The 18661-nt window shown below is 74.0% G+C and carries 15 protein-coding genes and 2 pseudogenes; 7 read left to right on the forward strand and 10 right to left on the reverse strand.

What is annotated here, in order from left to right:
• Window positions 1-120: 120 nt before the first annotated feature.
• Both ABZ172_RS25570 and ABZ172_RS25575 read right to left on the reverse strand, forming a co-directional pair.
• Complete coding sequence (locus ABZ172_RS25570) at window positions 121-1944, reverse strand: sugar-binding domain-containing protein (RefSeq protein ID WP_356886850.1); 1824 nt, start codon at window positions 1942-1944, stop codon at window positions 121-123.
• Window positions 1945-2019: 75 nt separating this feature from the next.
• A pseudogene (locus ABZ172_RS25575) lies at window positions 2020-2427 on the reverse strand (carbohydrate ABC transporter permease); the annotation flags it as partial.
• Between ABZ172_RS25575 and ABZ172_RS25580 the strand changes: the two are divergent.
• Both ABZ172_RS25580 and ABZ172_RS25585 read left to right on the forward strand, forming a co-directional pair.
• Window positions 2427-3164: pseudogene (locus ABZ172_RS25580) on the forward strand (substrate-binding domain-containing protein); the annotation flags it as partial. The pseudogenes ABZ172_RS25575 and ABZ172_RS25580 overlap by 1 nt on opposite strands.
• 147 nt (window positions 3165-3311) lie before the next feature.
• The gene (locus ABZ172_RS25585; protein ID WP_356886852.1) at window positions 3312-4232 is read left to right on the forward strand and encodes an AEC family transporter; all 921 of its coding nucleotides are present in this window, start codon (window positions 3312-3314) and stop codon (window positions 4230-4232) included.
• A 238-nt stretch (window positions 4233-4470) separates the two neighbouring features.
• On the opposite strand, the gene ABZ172_RS25590 is transcribed toward ABZ172_RS25585, so the two are convergent.
• Window positions 4471-5598, reverse strand: a complete 1128-nt coding sequence (locus ABZ172_RS25590) for a polyprenyl synthetase family protein (RefSeq protein WP_356886854.1) — start codon at window positions 5596-5598, stop codon at window positions 4471-4473.
• Window positions 5595-6617: a tetratricopeptide repeat protein gene (locus tag ABZ172_RS25595; protein ID WP_356886882.1), complete on the reverse strand. Its 1023-nt coding sequence runs from the start codon at window positions 6615-6617 to the stop codon at window positions 5595-5597. The genes ABZ172_RS25590 and ABZ172_RS25595 overlap by 4 nt, the downstream gene beginning before the upstream one ends.
• Before the next feature lie 347 nt (window positions 6618-6964).
• Between ABZ172_RS25595 and ABZ172_RS25600 the strand changes: the two genes are divergently transcribed.
• Window positions 6965-7183, forward strand: a complete 219-nt coding sequence (locus ABZ172_RS25600; RefSeq protein ID WP_356886884.1) for an MbtH family protein — start codon at window positions 6965-6967, stop codon at window positions 7181-7183.
• A gap of 51 nt (window positions 7184-7234) precedes the next feature.
• Here the strand turns inward: ABZ172_RS25600 and ABZ172_RS25605 are convergent, their stop codons facing one another.
• The 3 genes from ABZ172_RS25605 to ABZ172_RS25615 all read right to left on the reverse strand — a co-directional run bounded on the left by ABZ172_RS25605 (window position 7235) and on the right by ABZ172_RS25615 (window position 10285).
• Complete coding sequence (locus tag ABZ172_RS25605) at window positions 7235-8161, reverse strand: SDR family oxidoreductase (RefSeq protein WP_356886856.1); 927 nt, start codon at window positions 8159-8161, stop codon at window positions 7235-7237.
• Window positions 8162-8410: 249 nt separating this feature from the next.
• A complete protein-coding gene (locus ABZ172_RS25610; protein ID WP_356886858.1) occupies window positions 8411-9430 on the reverse strand; it encodes a bile acid:sodium symporter family protein in 1020 nt (339 codons plus the stop codon).
• Between the two features lie 144 nt (window positions 9431-9574).
• A complete protein-coding gene (locus ABZ172_RS25615; RefSeq protein WP_356886860.1) occupies window positions 9575-10285 on the reverse strand; it encodes a DUF4232 domain-containing protein in 711 nt (236 codons plus the stop codon).
• A gap of 230 nt (window positions 10286-10515) precedes the next feature.
• Between ABZ172_RS25615 and ABZ172_RS25620 the strand changes: the two genes are divergently transcribed.
• Both ABZ172_RS25620 and ABZ172_RS25625 read left to right on the forward strand, forming a co-directional pair.
• On the forward strand, window positions 10516-11658 hold the full coding sequence (locus ABZ172_RS25620; RefSeq protein WP_356886862.1) for a PP2C family protein-serine/threonine phosphatase: 1143 nt from the start codon (window positions 10516-10518) through the stop codon (window positions 11656-11658).
• 194 nt (window positions 11659-11852) lie between these two features.
• A complete protein-coding gene (locus tag ABZ172_RS25625) occupies window positions 11853-12782 on the forward strand; it encodes an oxidoreductase (RefSeq protein WP_356886864.1) in 930 nt (309 codons plus the stop codon).
• A 54-nt stretch (window positions 12783-12836) separates the two neighbouring features.
• Here ABZ172_RS25625 and ABZ172_RS25630 read toward each other — a convergent pair whose 3' ends face one another.
• The 3 genes from ABZ172_RS25630 to ABZ172_RS25640 all read right to left on the reverse strand — a co-directional run bounded on the left by ABZ172_RS25630 (window position 12837) and on the right by ABZ172_RS25640 (window position 16482).
• On the reverse strand, window positions 12837-13628 hold the full coding sequence (locus ABZ172_RS25630) for a DeoR/GlpR family DNA-binding transcription regulator (protein ID WP_356886866.1): 792 nt from the start codon (window positions 13626-13628) through the stop codon (window positions 12837-12839).
• A gap of 86 nt (window positions 13629-13714) precedes the next feature.
• Complete coding sequence (locus ABZ172_RS25635; RefSeq protein WP_356886868.1) at window positions 13715-15073, reverse strand: gluconate:H+ symporter; 1359 nt, start codon at window positions 15071-15073, stop codon at window positions 13715-13717.
• Window positions 15073-16482, reverse strand: a complete 1410-nt coding sequence (locus tag ABZ172_RS25640) for a homoserine dehydrogenase (RefSeq protein WP_356886870.1) — start codon at window positions 16480-16482, stop codon at window positions 15073-15075. Before ABZ172_RS25640 ends, ABZ172_RS25635 begins: the two co-directional genes overlap by 1 nt.
• A gap of 211 nt (window positions 16483-16693) precedes the next feature.
• Between ABZ172_RS25640 and otnK the strand changes: the two genes are divergently transcribed.
• On the forward strand, window positions 16694-17977 hold the full coding sequence (gene otnK, locus ABZ172_RS25645) for a 3-oxo-tetronate kinase (RefSeq protein ID WP_356886872.1): 1284 nt from the start codon (window positions 16694-16696) through the stop codon (window positions 17975-17977).
• On the forward strand, window positions 17974-18615 hold the full coding sequence (locus ABZ172_RS25650) for a class II aldolase/adducin family protein (RefSeq protein WP_356886874.1): 642 nt from the start codon (window positions 17974-17976) through the stop codon (window positions 18613-18615). The genes otnK and ABZ172_RS25650 overlap by 4 nt, the downstream gene beginning before the upstream one ends.
• The last annotated feature ends 46 nt before the right edge of the window (window positions 18616-18661 follow it).

Here is an 18661-nt window from a genome sequence, read left to right on the forward strand (position 1 = left end):
AGGTCGGGGGCGTATGTGGCGGGACACCATAGTTCGGTCCGCAGAAATGAGCGTGCCCACCATGGGGTGATCGGGCGGAGGCGGCCCCGGATCCGCCGGTGCCGCCTCCGCCCGCCGGTGTCAGCGGCCGTCCTGCTCCTCGATCGCCGCGGGGCGCGTCTGGGCGGCCCGGATGCGCTCCACGTCGAGCTTGGTGCCGCGGTCGAAGCGGTAGACGCCGTTCTGCTCCTGGAAGACGTCCGTCAACTGCGTGTAGCAGTAGCCGAACATGGCGGGGTCCCCGAGCAGCACACCGGTGAGGCCGGCGAAGCGCTCGTGGAACTCCTCCTCGTTCCGCACCCGCTCGCCGTAGCCCCAGGACACGGTCCGGTCCTCGCCGGACTGCGCCGCGGCGGCCTCCGGGTCCCACCAGATCCCGCCGAACTCGCTCACGAAGTACGGCTGGCCCCGGTAGGGCTGCGAGTAGGCGGCCCCGCTCTCGTAGCTGTTGACGAAGGGGTCGTCCCCGGCCAGTCCGGCCATCTGCCGGCGGAAGGCCTCCGGGTCCTGCTCGTAGCTGTGGGAGTCGTAGACGTCGGTCTCCGCGACCCGGTGGGCGTAGCCGGACGCGTCGATCACCGGCCGTGTGGCGTCCAGGGCCTTGGTGGCCAGGAACATCGCGCGGGTGACGTCGTCGAGCCGGGTGATGCGGTCGTGCAGCTTCTGGTACGTCTCGTTCAGCGGGCACCAGCCGACGATCGAGGGGTGTGAGTAGTCGCGTTCCACGGCTTCGAGCCACTGGCCGACGTAGGACGCGTCGGGCTGCTGGTTGTCCCCCGACGAACCGCCCGTCTCGCAGCCCCAGTCGCCGAACTCGCCCCAGACCAGGTACCCGAGGCGGTCCGCGTGGTAGAGGAAGCGCTCCTCGAAGACCTTCTGGTGGAGCCGGGCCCCGTTGAAGCCGGCCTCCAGGGCGAGCTCGATGTCCCGGACCAGCGCCTCGTCGGTGGGGGCGGTCATCAGCCCGTCCGGGTACCAGCCCTGGTCGAGGACGAGCCGCTGGAAGAGCGGGCGCCCGTTCAGGGTGACCGCCTTGCCCCGCAGGCCGACCGCGCGCAGCCCGGCGTAGCTGTCCACCGCGTCGAGCACCTCCCCCTGCCCGTCGACCAGTTCGAGACGCAGGCCGTACAGGTGCGGGTCGTCCGGGCCCCACTCGCGCCGCCGGTCCGCCGGGACCGGGAGGTGGAGGCGGGGAGCGAGATCGAGGTCGGCGCGCGCCTCGGCCCGGCTCACCTCGCCCTGCCCGTCGCTGAGCACGGCGCGCACCAGGTGGCCCGGACGGTTCCCGGACAGCGGGAGCTCCAGGTGGAACGCCGAGCCGGCCAGGTCCGGGGTGATCCGCGGGCGCCTCAGATGTGCCTCGTGGACGGGCTCCAGCCAGACGGTCTGCCAGATCCCGGTGACCCGTGTGTAGTTGCAGTCGTGGTTGGCGTACTCGACCGCCTGCTTGCCGCGGGCCTGCGGGCCCGAGCGGGGGTCACGGGCCCGGACGGTGACGACGATGTCCTGCCCGGCGCCCGCGATGTCGCCGAGGTCGGCGGTGAACGGGGTGAATCCGCCGCGGTGGCGGGCCACCTCGGTGCCGTTCGCCCAGACCGTCGTGTCGTGGTCGACCGCCCCGAAGTGCAGCAGGACCCGGCGCCCGGCCCAGTCGGCCGGCAGGGTCAGGACGCGGCGGTACCAGACGGCTTCGAGGAAGTCGGTGTCGCCGATCCCGGACAGCTCGGACTCGGGAGGGAAGGGGACCAGGATCCGCCGGTCCAGCTCGCGGTCCAGGAGACCGCGTTCCAGGCCGCTGTCCCCCCGGTCGGTCTCGAACTGCCACAGGCCGTTGAGGTTCAGCCAGTCGCGGCGGACGAACTGCGGGCGCGGGTACTCCGGGCGGGGTACGGAGTGAGTGGGCACACATGCTCCAGTGGGTCGTCGGACCGGCGGCGCGGCCGGCTCCGGGTGGTACGGCGGGACGGGGGGACGGACGGGTCAGGCTCCGCCGAGCCCGGTGGTGGCCACCGAGCTGACGATGCGGCGCTGGAAGAGGAGGAACACCACGACCAGCGGCAGCGCCGCCAGCAGGGCCGAGGCCATGGCCTGGGCGTACTGGATCCCGAAGGCGTCCTTGACGGTGGCGAGACCGACGGGCAGCGTCATCAGACCGGGGTCGTTGGTGACGATGAACGGCCACATGAAGTTGTTCCAGGCGCCGATGAACACGAAGATCGACACGGCCGCCACGATCGGCCGGGACAGCGGCAGCACGACGGACAGGAAGACCCTGACCTCGGACGCGCCGTCGAGCCGGGCGGCGTCCTCCAGCTCCCGGGGCACCCCGTCGAAGAACCGCTTGAGGATGAACACCATCATCGGCGCCACCACCTGGGGCAGGATCACTGGCCGCGCTGGCCGGGTTCGGCTCCGACTTCGTCGACGGGATCATCCTCAGCCCGCTCGCCCTCACCGCACAGGACGTCAGCGAACGCGCGGGGGCGCCGCCGACCGTCCTGCTCGGGGAGCTGCTGGAGGAGGGCGCCGACCACGTGGCCATCGACAACGAGGGGGCGGCGCGCGAGGCCACGGAGCACCTGATCGGCCTCGGCCGCCGGACGATCCTCGCGGTCGGCGGCGTCGAGGCTCCGGGACTCGGTACCGCGGAGGCCCGCACCCGCGGCTATCTGACCGCCCTGGACGGGGCGGGGATCGCCCGCCGCCCGGAGGCGCTGCTGCCGGTGGGCGACTTCAGGATGCCCGACGGCGCCCGTGCGGTGACGGCGGCCCTGCGCGCCGGAGCACGGCCGGACGCGCTGCTGTGCCTCAACGACCAGCTCGCCCTCGGCGCGTTGCGCGCCCTGTACGAGGCCGGCCTCCGCGTTCCGGAGGACGTGGCGGTGATCGGCTTCGACGACGTGGAGGGGGGCCGCTTCAGCGTGCCGACGCTGAGCACCGTGGCGCCCGACAAGGCCGCGGTCGCCCGGGTCGCCGTCGAGCTCCTGCACCGGCGCATCGAGGAGGCCGCGCAGGGGGCCCGGACGCCCGGCGCGGCGACGCCCGCCGACCGGACGACCCAGGACCGGGTGGTCTCCCACCGGCTGGTCCTGCGCGAGAGCACCGGGGAGCCCGGCGCGGGCTGAGCCGCCCGCCGGACCGGTCCGCGGGGGAGCCGGCCGCTACCGCGCCCGTACGGCGGCCCGGTCCGGCCGGGTCGGGCACCGCTCCGCGCCGACCTTAGGGTGAGTCCCGGTCAAGGATCAGTGAGCGGTACATCGACAAGGACATCCATGCAGGGAGTTCTCACCGGCTTCGCGGTGATCGCCGTCGTCATAGGCATCGGCTACGTCCTCGGACGCCGCGGACACCTGGGGGAGGACGGCCGGACGGTCCTGACCCGGCTGGCCTTCAACGTGGCCACCCCCGCCCTGCTCTTCACGACCCTGGCGCGGGCCGACCTGTCCGTGGTGTTCTCCCAGCGGCTCCTGGTCACGGCGGCCGCGACGGCCGCCGCGGCCGCCGTCTTCGTCACCGTGGGACTGCTGCGCGGCTGGGGAGCGGGACAGCTCACCATCGGCGCCCTGTGCTCCAGTTACGTCAACGCCGGCAACCTCGGGATCCCGATCGCCGTCTACGTGCTCGGGGACGCCTCGCTCGTCGCCCCCGTCCTGCTGTTCCAGCAGATCGTCGTCACCCCGCTCGCCCTGACCGTCCTGGACCTGAGCCGGCCCGGCGAGCCCCGCCCCCTGCTGCAACGCCTCACCACACCGCTGCGCAACCCCATGGCGGTCGCCTCGCTGGCGGGCGTCGTCGTGTCCGCCACCGGCTGGACCGTGCCGGCGCCCGCCCTCGAACCCCTCACGCTCCTCGGCAACATGTCCGTCCCCGCGGTCCTGCTGGCCTTCGGGATCTCCCTGCGCGGCAGCGGCCTGCCCGCCCGCGGGGACAACCGCCCCGCCATCGTCCTGTCCGCCGCCCTCAAGACGACGCTCCAGCCCCTGGCCGCCTGGGCCATCGGCGCCGGGGTCTTCGGCCTGCACGGCGCGGCGCTCCTCGACGTCGTGGTGACCTCGGCGCTCCCCGCCGCACAGAACCTCTACACCTACGCCTCGCAGTACCGGGTGGCCGAGCAACTCGCCCGGGAGTCGATCCTGTTGTCCACGATCGGCTCGATCCCGGCCCTGATCACCGTCGCCGCCCTGCTGGGCTGAGGGGTGTCCCGTGATCCCCGGTGGACGGGCGCGCGGCGTCGGACGCGGTGCGTCGCGAGGCGGAGGGGCGTCCGCGTACCGGATGCGTGCGGGCGTCCCGGCAACGCGGCGAGGTGCCGTGGCTGTCGTCGTGCGCCCACCAGGGATCACGGGACAGCCCTGAGGCCCGCCCTCGCAGGAGCACCGCGAGGGCGGGCCGGACCCGCGGGACCCTGTGAAGGGGGCGTGGCGGGTCCCCTCACAGACTCCGGTGCAGCAGGAAACCGAGCAGAGCCTCGATCTCGTGCGCGGCACCCGGGGCGAGGGGAACGGCGCGCAGGCAGGCACGGGCGGCGCCCAGGTGCCGACGGGCCTCGTCCAGCGTCGCGTCCCGGCCCCCGCACGCCTCGACGAGTGCCGCCGCCCGCCGGACTCCGGCGTCGTCCAGCGGCGTCCCGGAGTCCAGGAGCGCGGCGAGCTCCACCGCACGCGGACCCTCCGACGCCAGGGCGGCCAGCACGGGATAGGTCTTCTTCCGCTGCCGCAGGTCGCTGTGCACGGGCTTGCCGGTGACGGCCGGATCCCCCCAGACGCCGAGCAGGTCGTCGACGGCCTGGAAGGCCACCCCGAGATGGCGCCCCGCCCGGTCCAGTGCCGCCACGACGGAGCCGGGCGCCCCGCCCAGCAGCCCGCCGAGGGCCGCCGCGCAGCCGAGCAGCGTTCCGGTCTTGAGCTCGGCCATGGTGCGGTACTCGTCGAGGCGCACCGCGTCGGGTCCCGTCCAGTCCCGGGCCTCGAAGAGCAGGTCCTCGGCCTGTCCGTGCGCGAGGCCGCTCAGGGTGGCGGACAGCCGGCTCACGGCCTCGGCGGTGAGGGGCCCCGGCGCCTCGGCGAGGGTCTGCACCGCGAGGGCGAAGAGCGCGTCGCCCGTGAGCACCGCGGGCCCGGTGCCGTACGCCTTCCAGACGGTCTCCCGCTGCCGCCGGGTCCCGTCCCCGTCCATGATGTCGTCGTGCAGCAGCGAGAAGGTGTGGACCAGTTCGACGGCCACCGCCGCCGCCACCCCGCTCTCCCCGGGAGCCCCCGCGGCCTCGGCGCACAGGACGGCGAGGGCCTGGCGCACGCCCTTGCCCTCGCGTGCGCCGTCGGCGGGCCCGCCGCCGGCCTCGCACCAGCCCAGCGAGAACGCGGCCATCTCGCCCTGCCACGGATGAAGCCGCCCGATCGCCGCGGACAGCGAGGGGCGCACCAGGTCGCGGCAGCGGGCGAGGGTGCGGCGGGCGGTGTCCGCGGCCTCCTGCGACCCGGCGCCCGCGAACGCCGCCTCCGCGAGGGCCGCGGATCCGGCGGACGGGCCGCCGGCGCGGACGGTCGTGGGAGAGCTCATCGGGCCGCCACCCGCTCCGGGAGGCTCCCGGCGTCCGGCAGCGGACCCACCCCCAGCTCGGCCGTCGCCTTGTCGACCATGTCCCGTGCGTGCCGCAGCCCGATCCGGTCCAGGTCCCGGCGGAGCCCGGCCAGTTCGGCGGCGGTCTCCTCCGGGTCGCGCCCCAGCCGCGCCAGCGACTTGGCGAGCCCCAGCCGCGACAGCGCGGTCCCGCGCGGCTCGTTCATCTCCTCGAACTCCGCCAGCGCCCGGCTGTAGAGGTCACGGGACTGCGCGTACTGCCCCGCCCGGTAGTGCACGTTGCCCCGCATCTTGTGGTTGTACGCCAGCGCGCTGGAGAGCTTCATCTCACGGCAGACGGCCTCCCCCCGGGTCAGCAGCTCCAGCGCGCGCTCCACGTCACCGTCGCGCACCGACACCACGTCGGCGATGCCGCGCAGGGCCCACGCGTGGCCCCGCCGGTCGTCGGCCCGCTCCGCCGTCTCGGCCGCCTCCTCGAAGAGGGCCAGCGCCCGGTCGTACGAGCCGGTGTTGCGGTGCATCTGGGCTATGCCCTCCAGGGCCCAGACCGTGTGCCGCGCCTCGCCGCGCCTGCGGGCCTCGGCGAGCAGCTGCTCGTGCAGCTCCCCGACGGCCTGGTAGTCGCCCTGGATCCGCCCGGTCTCCGCGAGGCCGGCGAGCGAGTAGCCGCGCACCACCACGTCGCCCCCGCGCTCGCCCAGCTCGGCCGCCAGCCGGAGCAGCCGGTACGCCAGGGCCAGCGAACCCCGCTGGCGGGCCAGCGTGCCCCCGCTCCACAACGCCCAGGCCATCGCCCCGATGTCACCGGCCGACCGTGCGGCGCGGTAGCTCGCCTTCCAGGCGGCGTCGGCCTCCGCCACCCGCCCCAGCCGCCGGAACGCCTCCGCCACGGCGAGCCCGCAGCGCGCCATCTCCCCGTGCTCGCCCGTGCGTTCAGCCGCCCGGAGCTCCTCGATCCCCTTGTCCAGCACCTCGGTGAGGGAGGAGTTCACCGACATTGAGCCGAGTGCTCCCTGGTATTCGGGAGCGAACGCCTTGTCCGTCGGCCGATTGTGCTGATCCACCCGCGCCACCTGCTCACTGTCTCGCCTGTTTCCGAACCGTCCGGGGCGGCGTCGGTCGGTCGCCGCCCTTGATCAAGACGGTATGAGCGGGCGGGGTTCCACGAATCCCTCTCCCAGTCGGTTCCGGGTCATCCCTGAGGGCCACGGAAAGCGGACCGCGTAGTCAGCAGGAGGGACCCGGCGCGCGGGCGGGTCGCGGGGTCCGCTGTCGCCGCGGGGTGCGGCTCGGTTAAGGTGACCGGGCGAAGTAAAGGCAGCCTTACCTAAGTCGAGGAGTCATGGTGACCAATCCCTTCGAGGACGAGAACGGCACCTACCTGGTGCTCGTCAACGACGAGGGGCAGCACTCGCTGTGGCCCGCCTTCGCCGAGGTGCCAGGCGGCTGGACCGTCGCCCACCCGGAGGACACGCGCCAGGCCTGCCTCGATCACGTCGAGCGGAACTGGACCGACCTGCGGCCCAGGAGCCTCGTCGAGAGCATGGCCGCCGACACCGCCTGAACGCCGGGGCGCCGGACCGCCGACGCGGTCCGGCGCCCGTGGGGTGTCCCGTCACCGGTACCCGGCCGGGTCCGCGGGCCTGCCCGCGCCCTCGACCTCGACCAGATAGCGCCAGCAGTCCGGACGTGAGCCGTCCAGGTCCGTGAAGCCGTACTCCTGGGCGAGCTGCCCGCTGGACAGCGACCGACCGCTGCGGCGGGCGACGTCGGGGTCGCCGGCCAGCGCCGCGACCGCGCGTCCTACGTACGACGGACTCTCCGAGATGCAGAAGTGCGGCACCGCGGGCAGCGCGTCACGCCAGCCGTCCTCGGTGACGCCGAACGCCTCCAGCATCATCTCCGACCGCATCCAGCCCGGGGTGAGCGCGACCGCCGTCCCGCCGTGCGGCTTCAGCTCGTGGGCGAGCACGAACGCCGTACGCAGCACGCTGTTCTTGACGAGGTCGTAGAAGTACGAGTTGCGGTAGTGCGCGCTGTTGTACGCGGCGGTCCCGTCGGTCATCTCGACCACCAGCCCGCCCGGCCGGCGCACCAGGAGCGGAAGGGCGAAGTGGCTGGTGATCGCGTGGGTCTCCACGCCGAGCCGGAGCAGCCGCAGCCCGTCGTCGAGATCGTGCTCCCACACCGGCTTGTCGAACGCGAACAGTCGCTCCCCGCCCCAGACGTCGTTGACCAGGACGTCGAGCCGTCCCTGCTCGGTGTCGACCCGCTCGGCCAGGGCGCGCACCTGCTCCGGCACCAGGTGGTCGGTCGGCACCGCGACACCCTTTCCGCCCGCGGCCGTCACCAGCTCCGCGGTTTCCTCGATCGTCTCCGGCCGGTCGTACTCCGAGCGGCGTTCCCGCGTCGTGCGGCCGGTGACGTAGACGGTCGCACCCGCCGCGCCCAGCTGGACGGCGATCCCGCGCCCCGCTCCCCGTGTGGCCCCCGCGACCAGTGCGACCTTCCCGCCGAGGTCCGGTGACGATGTGCCGGTCATGAGTCCCATCGTGTTCCTTTGTCTGTGCGCACGTCCGGACGGCGTCCCCGTCGACGCCGGCTTCCGGGACCATCCTCGACCGGAAACCCGACATCCTGTGTCCCCCTTTGCCGCGCGTCCCGGGGAAACGGGTGGACGGCCCCCCGGTACCGCCCCCGGCACCGCTCAACCCCCGTCCGACAGCGCGGCCCGCCCTCCCCTCCGGACCGTCGGAGGGGAGGGCGGGCCCGCGCGGATGCGGTGTGCCGGTCAGGACTCCTCGGCGGCGACGGCCCCCGGCGCCGGGCCTGCCGCCGCGGGCACCGGCTCCTCGCGCCGCGACCGGTGGGACATCCAGGCGGCGACCAGGGCGCCCGAGATGTTGTGCCACACCGAGAACACTGCGGCGGGCAGAGCCGCCAGCGGGCTGAAGTGGGCGGTCGCCAGCGACGCGGCCAGCCCGGAGTTCTGCATGCCGACCTCGAAGGCCATGGCCCGGCTGGCGGGCCGGCCGAGCCCCGAGATCTTGCCAGCGCCGTAGCCGAGCGCGAGTCCGAGACCGTTGTGCAGCACCACGGCGACCAGCACGGTCACGGCGGCCGACCTGATCGCGCCGGCACTGCCGGCCACGACCGCGCAGACGATCGCGGCGACGGCCACCGAGGACAGCCAGGGCATCAGGCCCAGCACCCGGTCGACCAGCCTGCCCGCCACCAGCCGCACGACCAGGCCGCCGAGCACCGGGAGCAGCACCGTCTTGAGGATGTCGGTGATCATCGACCCCGCGTCCACCGGCAGGTACGCGCCGGCCAGCAGCAGGGTGAGCGGCGGGGTCACCAGCGGGGCCACCAGCGTCGAGACGGTGGCCACGGAGACCGACAGCGCCACGTCGCCGCGGGCCAGGAACGTCACCACGTTCGACGCCGTACCGCTCGGCGCGCAGCCGACCAGGATGAGTCCGGCGGCCAGCTGGGGCGGCAGCCCGAGCAGATGGGCGATGGCCCAGCCGAGCCCCGGCATGATCGCGTAGTGCGCCACCAGGCCGATGGCCACGGCCCACGGACGCTTTGCCACGCCCCTGAAGTCGAGCGGGGTCATCGTCAGCCCCATGCAGAACATCACGATGCCCAGCAGGTACGGGACCGACTCCGTCCAGCCGTCGAACGTCCCGGGGGTGACGAGTCCGGCCACGCCCGCCACGAGGACGAGCACCGGGAACACCGTGACGGCGCGCCGCGCCGCCTTGTCGTCGGAGGCCGGTTGATCAGGGGTTATCTGTTCACTCTGCACAGCCGCGATCAGACGCCGCGAGCACGGGGCTCCGCAAGCGCGTCTCATCATACGGACCAAATGTCCAGGATGCGTTCAGCGGCCGCCCTCTCCGGAGGTGCCCGGCGTCGTCCGGAGGTGCCCGCCGGGGAGGAGCCGGCGTCGTCACTTGCCCGAGCCCACCGGATCCACCGTGGCACCGGAACCGGAACCCGCGGGGATGCCGACGGCGAGGGACACGCGGTGCGAGCGGGTCTCGTCCGGCGGTGTCACCAGGGCCGAGGTGAAGGCGGCCCCCGAGCCCCCGCCCCCGTCCGGCCGGAAGCGCAGGGAGAAGTTGCTGCTCTCGCCCGGGGCCAGGGTGACCGTCGGGATCCGCCGGCCGCTGCCGCGCCCGGCGCTCACGGTCCCGTCCTCGCCCGTGAGGTCGACGCCGGGGAACCCGTGCATCGAACAGGACGCGGATCCGGTGTTCCGCAGGTTGATCAGCATCTCGCCCTCCGCCATCCCGCCCGAACTGCTGAAGGCGAGGTCCGCGGTCCGGCACTTGTCGCCGTACGGCGCGCCGGCGGGGGCCGAGGTCGCCGGGTCCGGGGCCTGCCCGCCCCCGCCCCCGTCACCGGAACCCGGCGCGCTTCCGGGGCCGGTGGAGGCGTGCGGGCCGCCGTCCCCACCACCGTCCCCGTCGCCGGCGGTCCCGGAGGGCGTCATCGTCGGCCCGGGGGCCGCGGCCGACGCCGACGCCGACGCGGAGGAGGAGGCGGACGCCGACGCGGGCGGCGCCGCCGCTCCGGTGTCCGCGTCGCCGCCGCAGGCGGTGAGGGACACGGCGGCCACCGCAGCGGCGATGACGGCGTGTGTCTTCTGAAGGCGCATGAATTCCCCCCGGGGACGAGGACCGGTTGCTCCGTTCGAGCATGTCACTGTGTGCGGCACGTGCGTGTCCCACGGGGACGACGGGCCGAACCGAAGATCATCGCAACGGACGGACCACCGGCCCGGCACACGGCCACACGCTGATCGTGCCCGTCAGGAGCCCCGCCATGTGCGCCGCACCGCGGCGGTCCTGGGATGCGGAGGACCGCGCTTGCGGGCAGCGTGGGGGAGTGTCGCAACTGCTGAGAACCCGGTGGATCCCCGTAGGCCTGATCGTGCTGGCCGTGCTGGTCGACCTGGTGACCCCTCACGATGTGACATCCGCGCCGCTCCTGATGGCGGCCCCGGTGGCCGCGGCACCGCTCCTCGGCGTCCGGGGGATCATCGGTGTCGGCCTCACCGCGATGGCCGTGCACACGCTCCTGGCGCAGTTCGACGGGACCTTCGGCTGGCGCTCGGGCGTCGCCAACCAGATCACCCTGGCGGCTGTCACCGCGCTCGCCGTCCTGATCCACCGCACGCTGCGCCGCCAGGACGACCGCGCCCGGCGCGCGCAGCACGTCGCGGCCGTCGCCCAGCAGGCGGTGCTCCCCAGGCCCCCGTCCCGCCTCGGGGACCTGCACATCGAGGCGCGGTACGTGCCCGCCGAGAGCGAGGCGCTGATCGGCGGGGACCTGTACGTGGTGCAGAGCACCCCCTTCGGCATCCGGGTCATGGTCGGCGACGTACGCGGCAAGGGCCTCGGGGCGGTCAGTGCCGTCAGCGCCGACCTGGGCGCCTTCCGGTACGCGGCCGACGAGTCGGAGGACCTGCCGCAGCTGGTGGCCCGGCTGGAGCGCGCCCTGCTGCGGGAGGGGAGCCGGCGCGGCGGCCAGCAGCAGGAGGAGGGCTTCACGACGGCCCTGATCGCGGAGTTCTCCCAGGACCTGGAGACCCTGCGGCTGGTGAACCGCGGCCATCCGCCGCCGGTCCTGATGGACGCACAGGGCCGCGCCACGCTCCTGGAGGCGTCCGAGGAGGCGCCCCCGCTGGGCATGAGCGACCTGGGTGCCTGGTCCTCCCCGGTGGACAGCTTCCCCTTCCCGGCCGGTTCGACGCTGCTCTGCTACACCGACGGAGTCACCGAGTCCCGCGACGCCACCGGGCGCTTCTACGACCCGGTCGCCCGCCTCCCGCTGGTGTTCCTGCGGCGCGCGCGGGGCGGCCGCCTCTCGCCCGGACAGCTCCTGGACATGCTGATCCACGACGTACGACGGCACGTCGGCGGCCGGCCCCAGGACGACCAGGCCATGCTGGCCCTCCACCGCGCCGCCGCCGGGACCGGGACGGCCACGGGCGAGGGAGGCCCGGCCCCGGCGGCCTCCCCGGGCTGAGGCGCGGGGCCGGACGGCGCGGCGGGCGCCCCCGTCCCGCCCGCGTGCCGGGCGCAGGGCCGGACCGGCGGACCGGCGCGCCCCGGCCCTGCGGACACGCCGCCTCGCCGTCCCCGGCCCCACCCGTCCCGGCCCGCCGGGGACCGGCCGGCGGGATGACGTGTGCGGGCGCGCTCGCAGGGGAGGCGTGACCCATGCACTCATGGACACTCGACGACATGCCCGACCTCTCCGGCACCACCGCGGTGGTCACGGGGGCCAACAGCGGCATCGGCGCCGTGACGGCGCTCGCCCTGGCCCGCTCCGGGGCCCGCACGATCCTCGCCTGCCGTGACCCCGAGCGCGGCACCCGGGCCCTGTCCGCCGTCCGGCGCGCCGCACCGGGATCGGACACCCGGCTCGTCGGTCTCGACCTGGCCGACCTGTCGTCCGTCGCGGAGGCGGCGGGGCACATCGCGAAGGCCACCGACGGGAGGCTCGACCTCCTCGTCAACAACGCGGGCGTGATGGCCCTGCCGCTGCTGCACACCGCCGACGGGTTCGAGATGCAGTTCGGGACCAATCACCTCGGCCACTTCGCCCTCACCCACCACCTGCTGCCGCTCCTCGGCACCGGGGGCATGTCGCGGGTGGTGACGGTGACGTCGCTGGCTCACCGGATCGGCCGCATCGACTTCGGTAACCTCAACGCCGAACGCGGGTACGACAAGTGGCGTGCCTACGCCCAGTCCAAGCTGGCCAACCTGCTCTTCACCGCGGAGCTCCAGCGCAGGGCCGACGAGGCGGGCAGGCCCTTGCTCTCGCTGGCCGCCCACCCGGGCCTGACGGCCACGGAGCTCGGGCAGGCCGGTCCCCGGCTGGCCGGCCGCACCTGGGCGGCGAAGCTGGAGCGGGTGACGCGGATCTACACGCAGCCCGCCTCCGTGGGCGCGCTGCCCACGCTGTACGCGGCCACCCTGCCCACCGCGCTCGGCGGGAGCGTCTACGGCCCCCGGCTGCTCGGCGGCACCAAGGGAGGCCCCGGCCCGGCACCCGTGTCGGCCCGGGCCCAGGACATGGACACGGCCCGCACGCTGTGGGAGGAGTCGGCGCGGCTGACCGGCACGGACGCCGACGCCGTCTGAGCACGACGCCGCCCCCGCTCCCCGGGCGGGGGAACGGGGGCGGCAGCGGCGGACTCAGACGGCGGCCAGCCGCAGGTCCGCCCCGCCGGCGCGCAGTCCCTCGGCGGCGGCCTCCGCGAGGGCGTCGTCGGTGACGATGGTGTCGAACGCGCCGAGCGGGGCCACCCGGAACTTGCCGAACGTCCCGTACTTCGACGAGCCCGCGACCAGCACGCTCGCCCCCGTGCACTCCATCGCCGCCTGTTTGACCTCCACCTTCGCCGCCGAGGGGGTGGTCACCCCCCGCAGCAGGTCCCAGGAGCTGGTGCTGATGAAGGCGATATCGAGGGCGAGCTGACGCAGGGTCGTCGCCGCGAGCCGGCCCACGCTGGAGCGGTTGGACGGGTCGACCTGGCCGCCGATGTGTATGACGTCGAGGTGCGACGAGTCCATCAGGCGGTCGACGGTCGTGAAGTCGTTGGTGACGACCGTCAGCGACTCGTGGCGGGCGAGCAGCGGCACCATGGCGAGCAGCGTCGTACCCGCGTCGAGGTACACCGTCATGCCCTCCCGGACCAGTCCGGCGGCGACGGTGGCCATGGCCTCCTTCTCCGGCTGCTCTATCAGCGACTTCGCCTGGAAGCTGGGCTCGCTCCGGAGGTGACTGGCGATCCGGGCACCGCCGGGAACCGAGAACACCAGCCCCCGCCGTTCCAGCTCGGCGATGTCGCGGCGGACGGTCATGTGGGAGACGCCGAAGAGCTGGGTGATCTGCTGCACGCTCAGGACCCCGTCGCGCCGCAGGTGCTTCAACAGGAGCTCGCGCCGCTGGTCCGGGATCAGGGGCAACTGCTCTTCGTCGGCCACTGCTTCTTACCTTTCCTCGCGCGGCCCCCGCGGCCGCTGCTCGATTGTGCCGCCCCCGTCCCGGCCGTCCCAACAGGGCACGGCGTTCAGGACCCGACGAACGTGCTCAGCAGGAGTACTCCGCCGAGACTGAGCATCGACTGCAGGGACAGCATCAGCGTCCAGGTGCGGAACGTCTGGGCCACGGAGAGCTGGTAGTACTCCTTGAACAGCCAGAACCCGGAGTCGTTGACGTGCGAGAGCATGACGGCACCGGACGCGGTCGCCAGCACCAGCAGCTCCGGGGAGAGGCCCGGGTAGGCGCCGATCAGCGGAGCGACGATGCCGGTGGCCGCCGCGGTCGCCACCGTCGCGGAGCCGAGGCAGATGCGCAGCAGTGCGGCGACCAGCCAGGCGAGCAGCAGCGGGGGGATCGACCAGTCCACCGCGTAGTCCGAGATCAGCTTGTCGATGCCGGTCGCGGTGAGCATCGCCTTGAGACCGCCGCCGGCGCCGAGGATCAGCACGATCCCGCCGACCGGACCGAGGCCCTTGCCCGCCATCTTCTGCAGCTGGCCCAGACCGAAGCCGGAGCGCAGGCCCAGGGCGAAGAACGCGAAGATCACGGCGGCCAGCAGCGAGATGACCGAGGAGTCGCAGGCCTCGAAGACCGCGTAGGGCAGCGAGCCCTCCGCGGTGTTCGCGGTGCCGACGGTCCCGATCAGCATGAGGGCGGGCGGCAGCAGCACCGTGATGAGGGCGAGCACGAAGGAGGCCGGCCGCTTGCGGTTCTCCGGCTCGGGGCTCGACTCGGGGATGGGCCCCTTGTCCAGGTCCGGGGCCGGGCCGAACCACCGTGAGGCGAACTTCGTGAGGAGCGGTCCGCTGATCACGGCGATCGGGATGCCGATCATGAGGCCGTACAGGATGGTCAGGCCGGTGTTCGCCTCGTACGCCGAGACCGCCAGGGTGGGGGAGGGGTGCGGCGGGAGCAGGCCGTGCGAGATGTAGAGGCCGGCGGCCAGCGGCAGTCCCACGTACAGCAGGTGGGTGCCGGTGCGCTTGGCGACGGCGTACACCAGCGGGACGAGCATCACGAAGCTGACGTCGAAGAGGTGCGGCATCCCGATGAGCAGGGCCGCCGCCGTGATGGCGGTGGGGATCCACTTGACCGGGCGGGCGCCGATGAAGACGGTGGCGATCCGGTCGGCTCCGCCGGAGCCCAGCAGGATGCCGCCGAGTATGGTCCCCAGCCCGATGGTCGGACCGGTGCTCTTCAGCGCGTCGCCGAAGCCGTCCTGGAAGTGGCCGACTGTGTCGCCCGGGCCGAGGCCCGCCGCGAGGCCCAGGCCGAGGGCGGAGAGCGCCAGCGCCAGGAAGGGGTGGAGCTTGGCCTTCGTGATCAGCAGGATCAGGACGACGACCGCGGCGGCGCCCAGCAGGAGGTTCTGGAGGTCGGTGCTCATCAACGGCTCCCGTGGGCGGCGGAGGCGTCGGTGGCGCGCGAGGCGAGCCCGGAGGTCCAGGCCCGCAGGAGGTCCGCGTCCGGGTCGGCGAGGTCGCCGAGCGTGATCAGCGCACCGGCCCGGACGTCACGTCCGAGGGTGGCGTGCGCGGCGAGGTACAGCGGAGCCGTGTCGGCGGGAGCGTCCTCGTCGCGGAGCAGGACCGCCTGGACGCCGGTGACGTCGTGGTGGTGGCCGCCCATGTCCAGCACGGTCCCGGCGGGCAGGTCGCGCTTGGCCCGGCCGGCGAGCACGGCGTGGGCCCGCGGGTCGGTGCCGCCGGAGGGCCGGCCGTGGAGCACCGCGGACAGCAGCGAGACCGGCGTCTCGACACCCATGAGGTGGTACGGCAGGTAGATCGCCGCGTAGCGTCCGTCCCGGCTGACGACGTGGCCCTTCCCGCGCAGCGTCTCCCAGGTGACCGGGTCACCGGTGCGCACGACGACGAAGACGCCCCCGGCGAACGAGGCCTCGTCCGGCAGCCGCAGCGCGCTGAACACGTCGACCGCGCCGGCGCGGTGCAGCACACCGCCGTCCTCGCGCAGGGCGTAGACGTCGGCCAGCTCGGCGATCCGGGCGACCGGGTAGTGGAGGCGCTCGGCGTCCGGCCGGAATCCGGTGCTGGTCGCGACCACCGCCATCTCGCAGTAGTCGGCGGTGGCACCCGTCGGCAGGGCCGTCACGGCGGCCGCACGGGCGGCGAGCGTGGCGCGCACGTCGGTACCGAGGCCGAGCAGTCCGGCCAGTTCCGGAGCGGGAACCGTGGTGTCGAGCTGGGTGACCGAACCGGTTCCGGGGTCGAACACGAGGTCGTACTCGCTGGACTTGCCGATCGCCACGATGTCCAGGCCCAGCAGCTCCGCCCAGGTCACCAGGGCGATGAGGTTCGCGGGCTGGTCGCCGTCGGCCGTGGTGTAGACGACGCCGTTGTCACGGGCCAGATCCGCGAGGTGCAGACCGGCGACGGAGTCGACCTCCTTGCTGACCATCGCGACGTGGCGTCCGCCGGTCAGCGCCGCGCGGGCCATCGCGTAGCCGTCGGCGGGGCTCCCGGTCGCCTCCACGAGGATGTCCCAGGGCGCTGCGGTGAGCAGAGCGCCGTCCGCCACGAGGGCGACGGACCCCTCCTCGGCGGCACGCGCGACCTCGTCGGCGTCCGCGCAGACGGCCAGCCGGTCCGCCGGGTGACCCAGCTCCACGAGCATGTCGCGCAGCCGCTCCACGTCACGGTCGCACAGGACGGCGGGGGCCAGACGTCCGATGCGCGGGGTCTGGGCCAGCAGCGTCCGGGCGAAGCCGCCGCCGGCTCCGGACAGTGCGTAACGCACGGTCCGGTCGCCGGTTCCGGCGAACAGGTGATGCAGGTTCATGGGCTCTCCTCGACGGGCGCACGGCTCGGTTGTACGGCTCCGGCTGACGCGGTCCCGGCCACGGCACGAGCACCACTCTGGAGCGTGTTAACAAGATGTACCAGCAGATATCGTGTGCGTAAAGTCTGTTAACATTTTTTCACACAGGAACCTGCAGTTCACCCAGCTGCCGAGGTACGAACCCGGCCGCACACCGACGCAAGGAGGTCCGATGCCGACCCTCGGGGCCATCGCCGACGACTTCACCGGAGCAACCGATCTCGCCACCATGCTCGTCGCCCGGGGCCACCGGACCGTCGTGACCGTGGGCCCGGAGGCCCTCTCCGACGGTCCGGCAGGAGCGGCCGTGCGCGACGCCGACGCGGTGGTGGTGGCCCTGAAGTCGCGCACCGCGCCCGTGGACGAGGCCGTCGGCACCTCGCTCGCGGCCCTGCGCGCCCTGCGGCTGGCCGGCTGCCGGCGGTTCTACTTCAAGTACTGCTCCACCTTCGACTCCACCCCGCGCGGCAACATCGGACCGGTCGCCGACGCCCTCCTCGCGGAGCTGGGCGAGCACCGCACGGTCGTCGTCCCCTCCTTCCCCGCCACCGGGCGCACCGTCCACGGGGGCCGCCTCTTCGTCCACGGCGAACCGCTCGACGAGAGCCCCATGCGGCACCACCCCCTCACACCGATGCGCGACTCCCACGTCGACCGGCTGCTCACCCCGCAGACCCGCCACCCGGTCCGCCTCGTCGACCTCGACACCGTGCGCCGGGGCCCCGAGGCCCTGCGGGCCGTCCTCGACGCCCCGGACCTCGCCGACGCACTGGTCGTCGTGGACGCCGTGAGCGACGAGGACCTGGTCACCGTCTGCGCGGCCACCGCCCACCTCGCCCTCGTCACCGGGGCGGCCGGGCTCGCGCTCGGACTCACCGGCCCGCACCCCGAGGCCGCCCGCGCCACGCCCGCGTCCCGCCCGGGCGACCCGGGTGTCGTCCTGTCCGGCAGCGCCTCCTCCGCGACCCGGGCCCAGGTCGCCCACGCGCGGGCCCGCCTGCCGCACCGCAAGCTCGACGTCCCCGCCCTGCGCGCCGACTTCGCCGCCGAGGTCGCCGGACTCGTCGACTTCGTCCGCCGGTCCTGGGCGGACGAACCGGGGAAGCCGCCCCTCATCCACTCCGTCGACGACCTCGGCGATCTCGAGAGGACGGCGCCCGCCGAGGGCCCGGCCGCCGCGGAACTCGTCGAGCGCGCCCTCGCCACCTGCGCCACCGCCCTGGTCGCCGCGGGCGCGCGCCGCATCCTCGTCGCCGGGGGCGAGACCTCCGGAGCCGTCGTCACCGCCCTCGGCGTCCGCACCCTGTCCATCGGCTCACCCATCGCCCCCGGCGTCACCTGGGCGCGGGCCGAGGGCCGGGCCCACGGCCGCGACCACAGCGTGGACCTCGCCCTGAAGTCGGGCAACTTCGGCGACACCGCCATCTTCACGGAAGCATGGAGCGCGCTGGTATGAGCGACCCCCGCACCGACCTCGCCGCCGCCGGCGCCCGGCTGGCGGCCCTGGGGCTCAGCCCCGGCTCCTCCGGCAACCTCAGCGTCCGGGCCGACGACCGCATCCTCATCACCCCCACCGGGGCCGACCTCGCCGAGGTCGACCCCGACGCGCTCAGCGTGCTCGCCCTCGACGGCACCCACCTCGACGGACCGCGTCCGTCGAAGGAGTTCCCCCTGCACAGCGCCTTCTACCGGCGGGACGACTCCACCCGCGCCGTCGTGCACCTGCACGCCCGGAACGCCACCGCGGTGTCCTGCCTCCCGCCCTGGTCGGCCCGGAGCGCGGTCCCGCCGCTCACCCCCTACTTCGTGATGCGGGTCGGGCAGACCCCCCTCGTGCCCTACGCCCCGCCCGGCGACGCCGCGCAGGCCGAGGTCCTGTTCCGGCTGCCCTTCCCGCTCCGCGCCGCACTCCTCCAGAACCACGGGCCCGTCCTCGCCGGCCCCACGATGGCCCGCGCCGTCGACGCGGCGGTGGAGCTGGAAGAGGTGTCCGCGCTGCTCCTGGCGCTCGGGGACCGGTCCCCGAGGCTCCTGACGCCCGAGGAGGCGGAGATGCTCGCGCGGACGTACGGCGCGCCGTGGGGCGAGGGCTGACACGGACCGTCGCGGCGGCGGCCGGGTGTGGGGGGGCTCACCCGGC

This window comes from Streptomyces sp. NPDC006296 (assembly GCF_040613235.1).
Lineage (GTDB): Bacteria > Actinomycetota > Actinomycetes > Streptomycetales > Streptomycetaceae > Streptomyces.

Coding starts and splice junctions, on each gene's coding strand:
- ABZ172_RS25650 (WP_356886874.1), top strand. CDS start 17,974: ATGAGCGACCCCCGCACCGACCTCGCCGCCGCCGGCGCCCGGCTGGCG.
- ABZ172_RS25635 (WP_356886868.1), bottom strand. CDS start 15,073: ATGAGCACCGACCTCCAGAACCTCCTGCTGGGCGCCGCCGCGGTCGTC.
- ABZ172_RS25590 (WP_356886854.1), bottom strand. CDS start 5,598: ATGAGCTCTCCCACGACCGTCCGCGCCGGCGGCCCGTCCGCCGGATCC.
- ABZ172_RS25595 (WP_356886882.1), bottom strand. CDS start 6,617: ATGTCGGTGAACTCCTCCCTCACCGAGGTGCTGGACAAGGGGATCGAG.
- ABZ172_RS25615 (WP_356886860.1), bottom strand. CDS start 10,285: ATGCGCCTTCAGAAGACACACGCCGTCATCGCCGCTGCGGTGGCCGCC.
- ABZ172_RS25640 (WP_356886870.1), bottom strand. CDS start 16,482: ATGAACCTGCATCACCTGTTCGCCGGAACCGGCGACCGGACCGTGCGT.
- ABZ172_RS25605 (WP_356886856.1), bottom strand. CDS start 8,161: ATGACCGGCACATCGTCACCGGACCTCGGCGGGAAGGTCGCACTGGTC.
- ABZ172_RS25585 (WP_356886852.1), top strand. CDS start 3,312: ATGCAGGGAGTTCTCACCGGCTTCGCGGTGATCGCCGTCGTCATAGGC.
- ABZ172_RS25625 (WP_356886864.1), top strand. CDS start 11,853: ATGCACTCATGGACACTCGACGACATGCCCGACCTCTCCGGCACCACC.
- otnK (WP_356886872.1), top strand. CDS start 16,694: ATGCCGACCCTCGGGGCCATCGCCGACGACTTCACCGGAGCAACCGAT.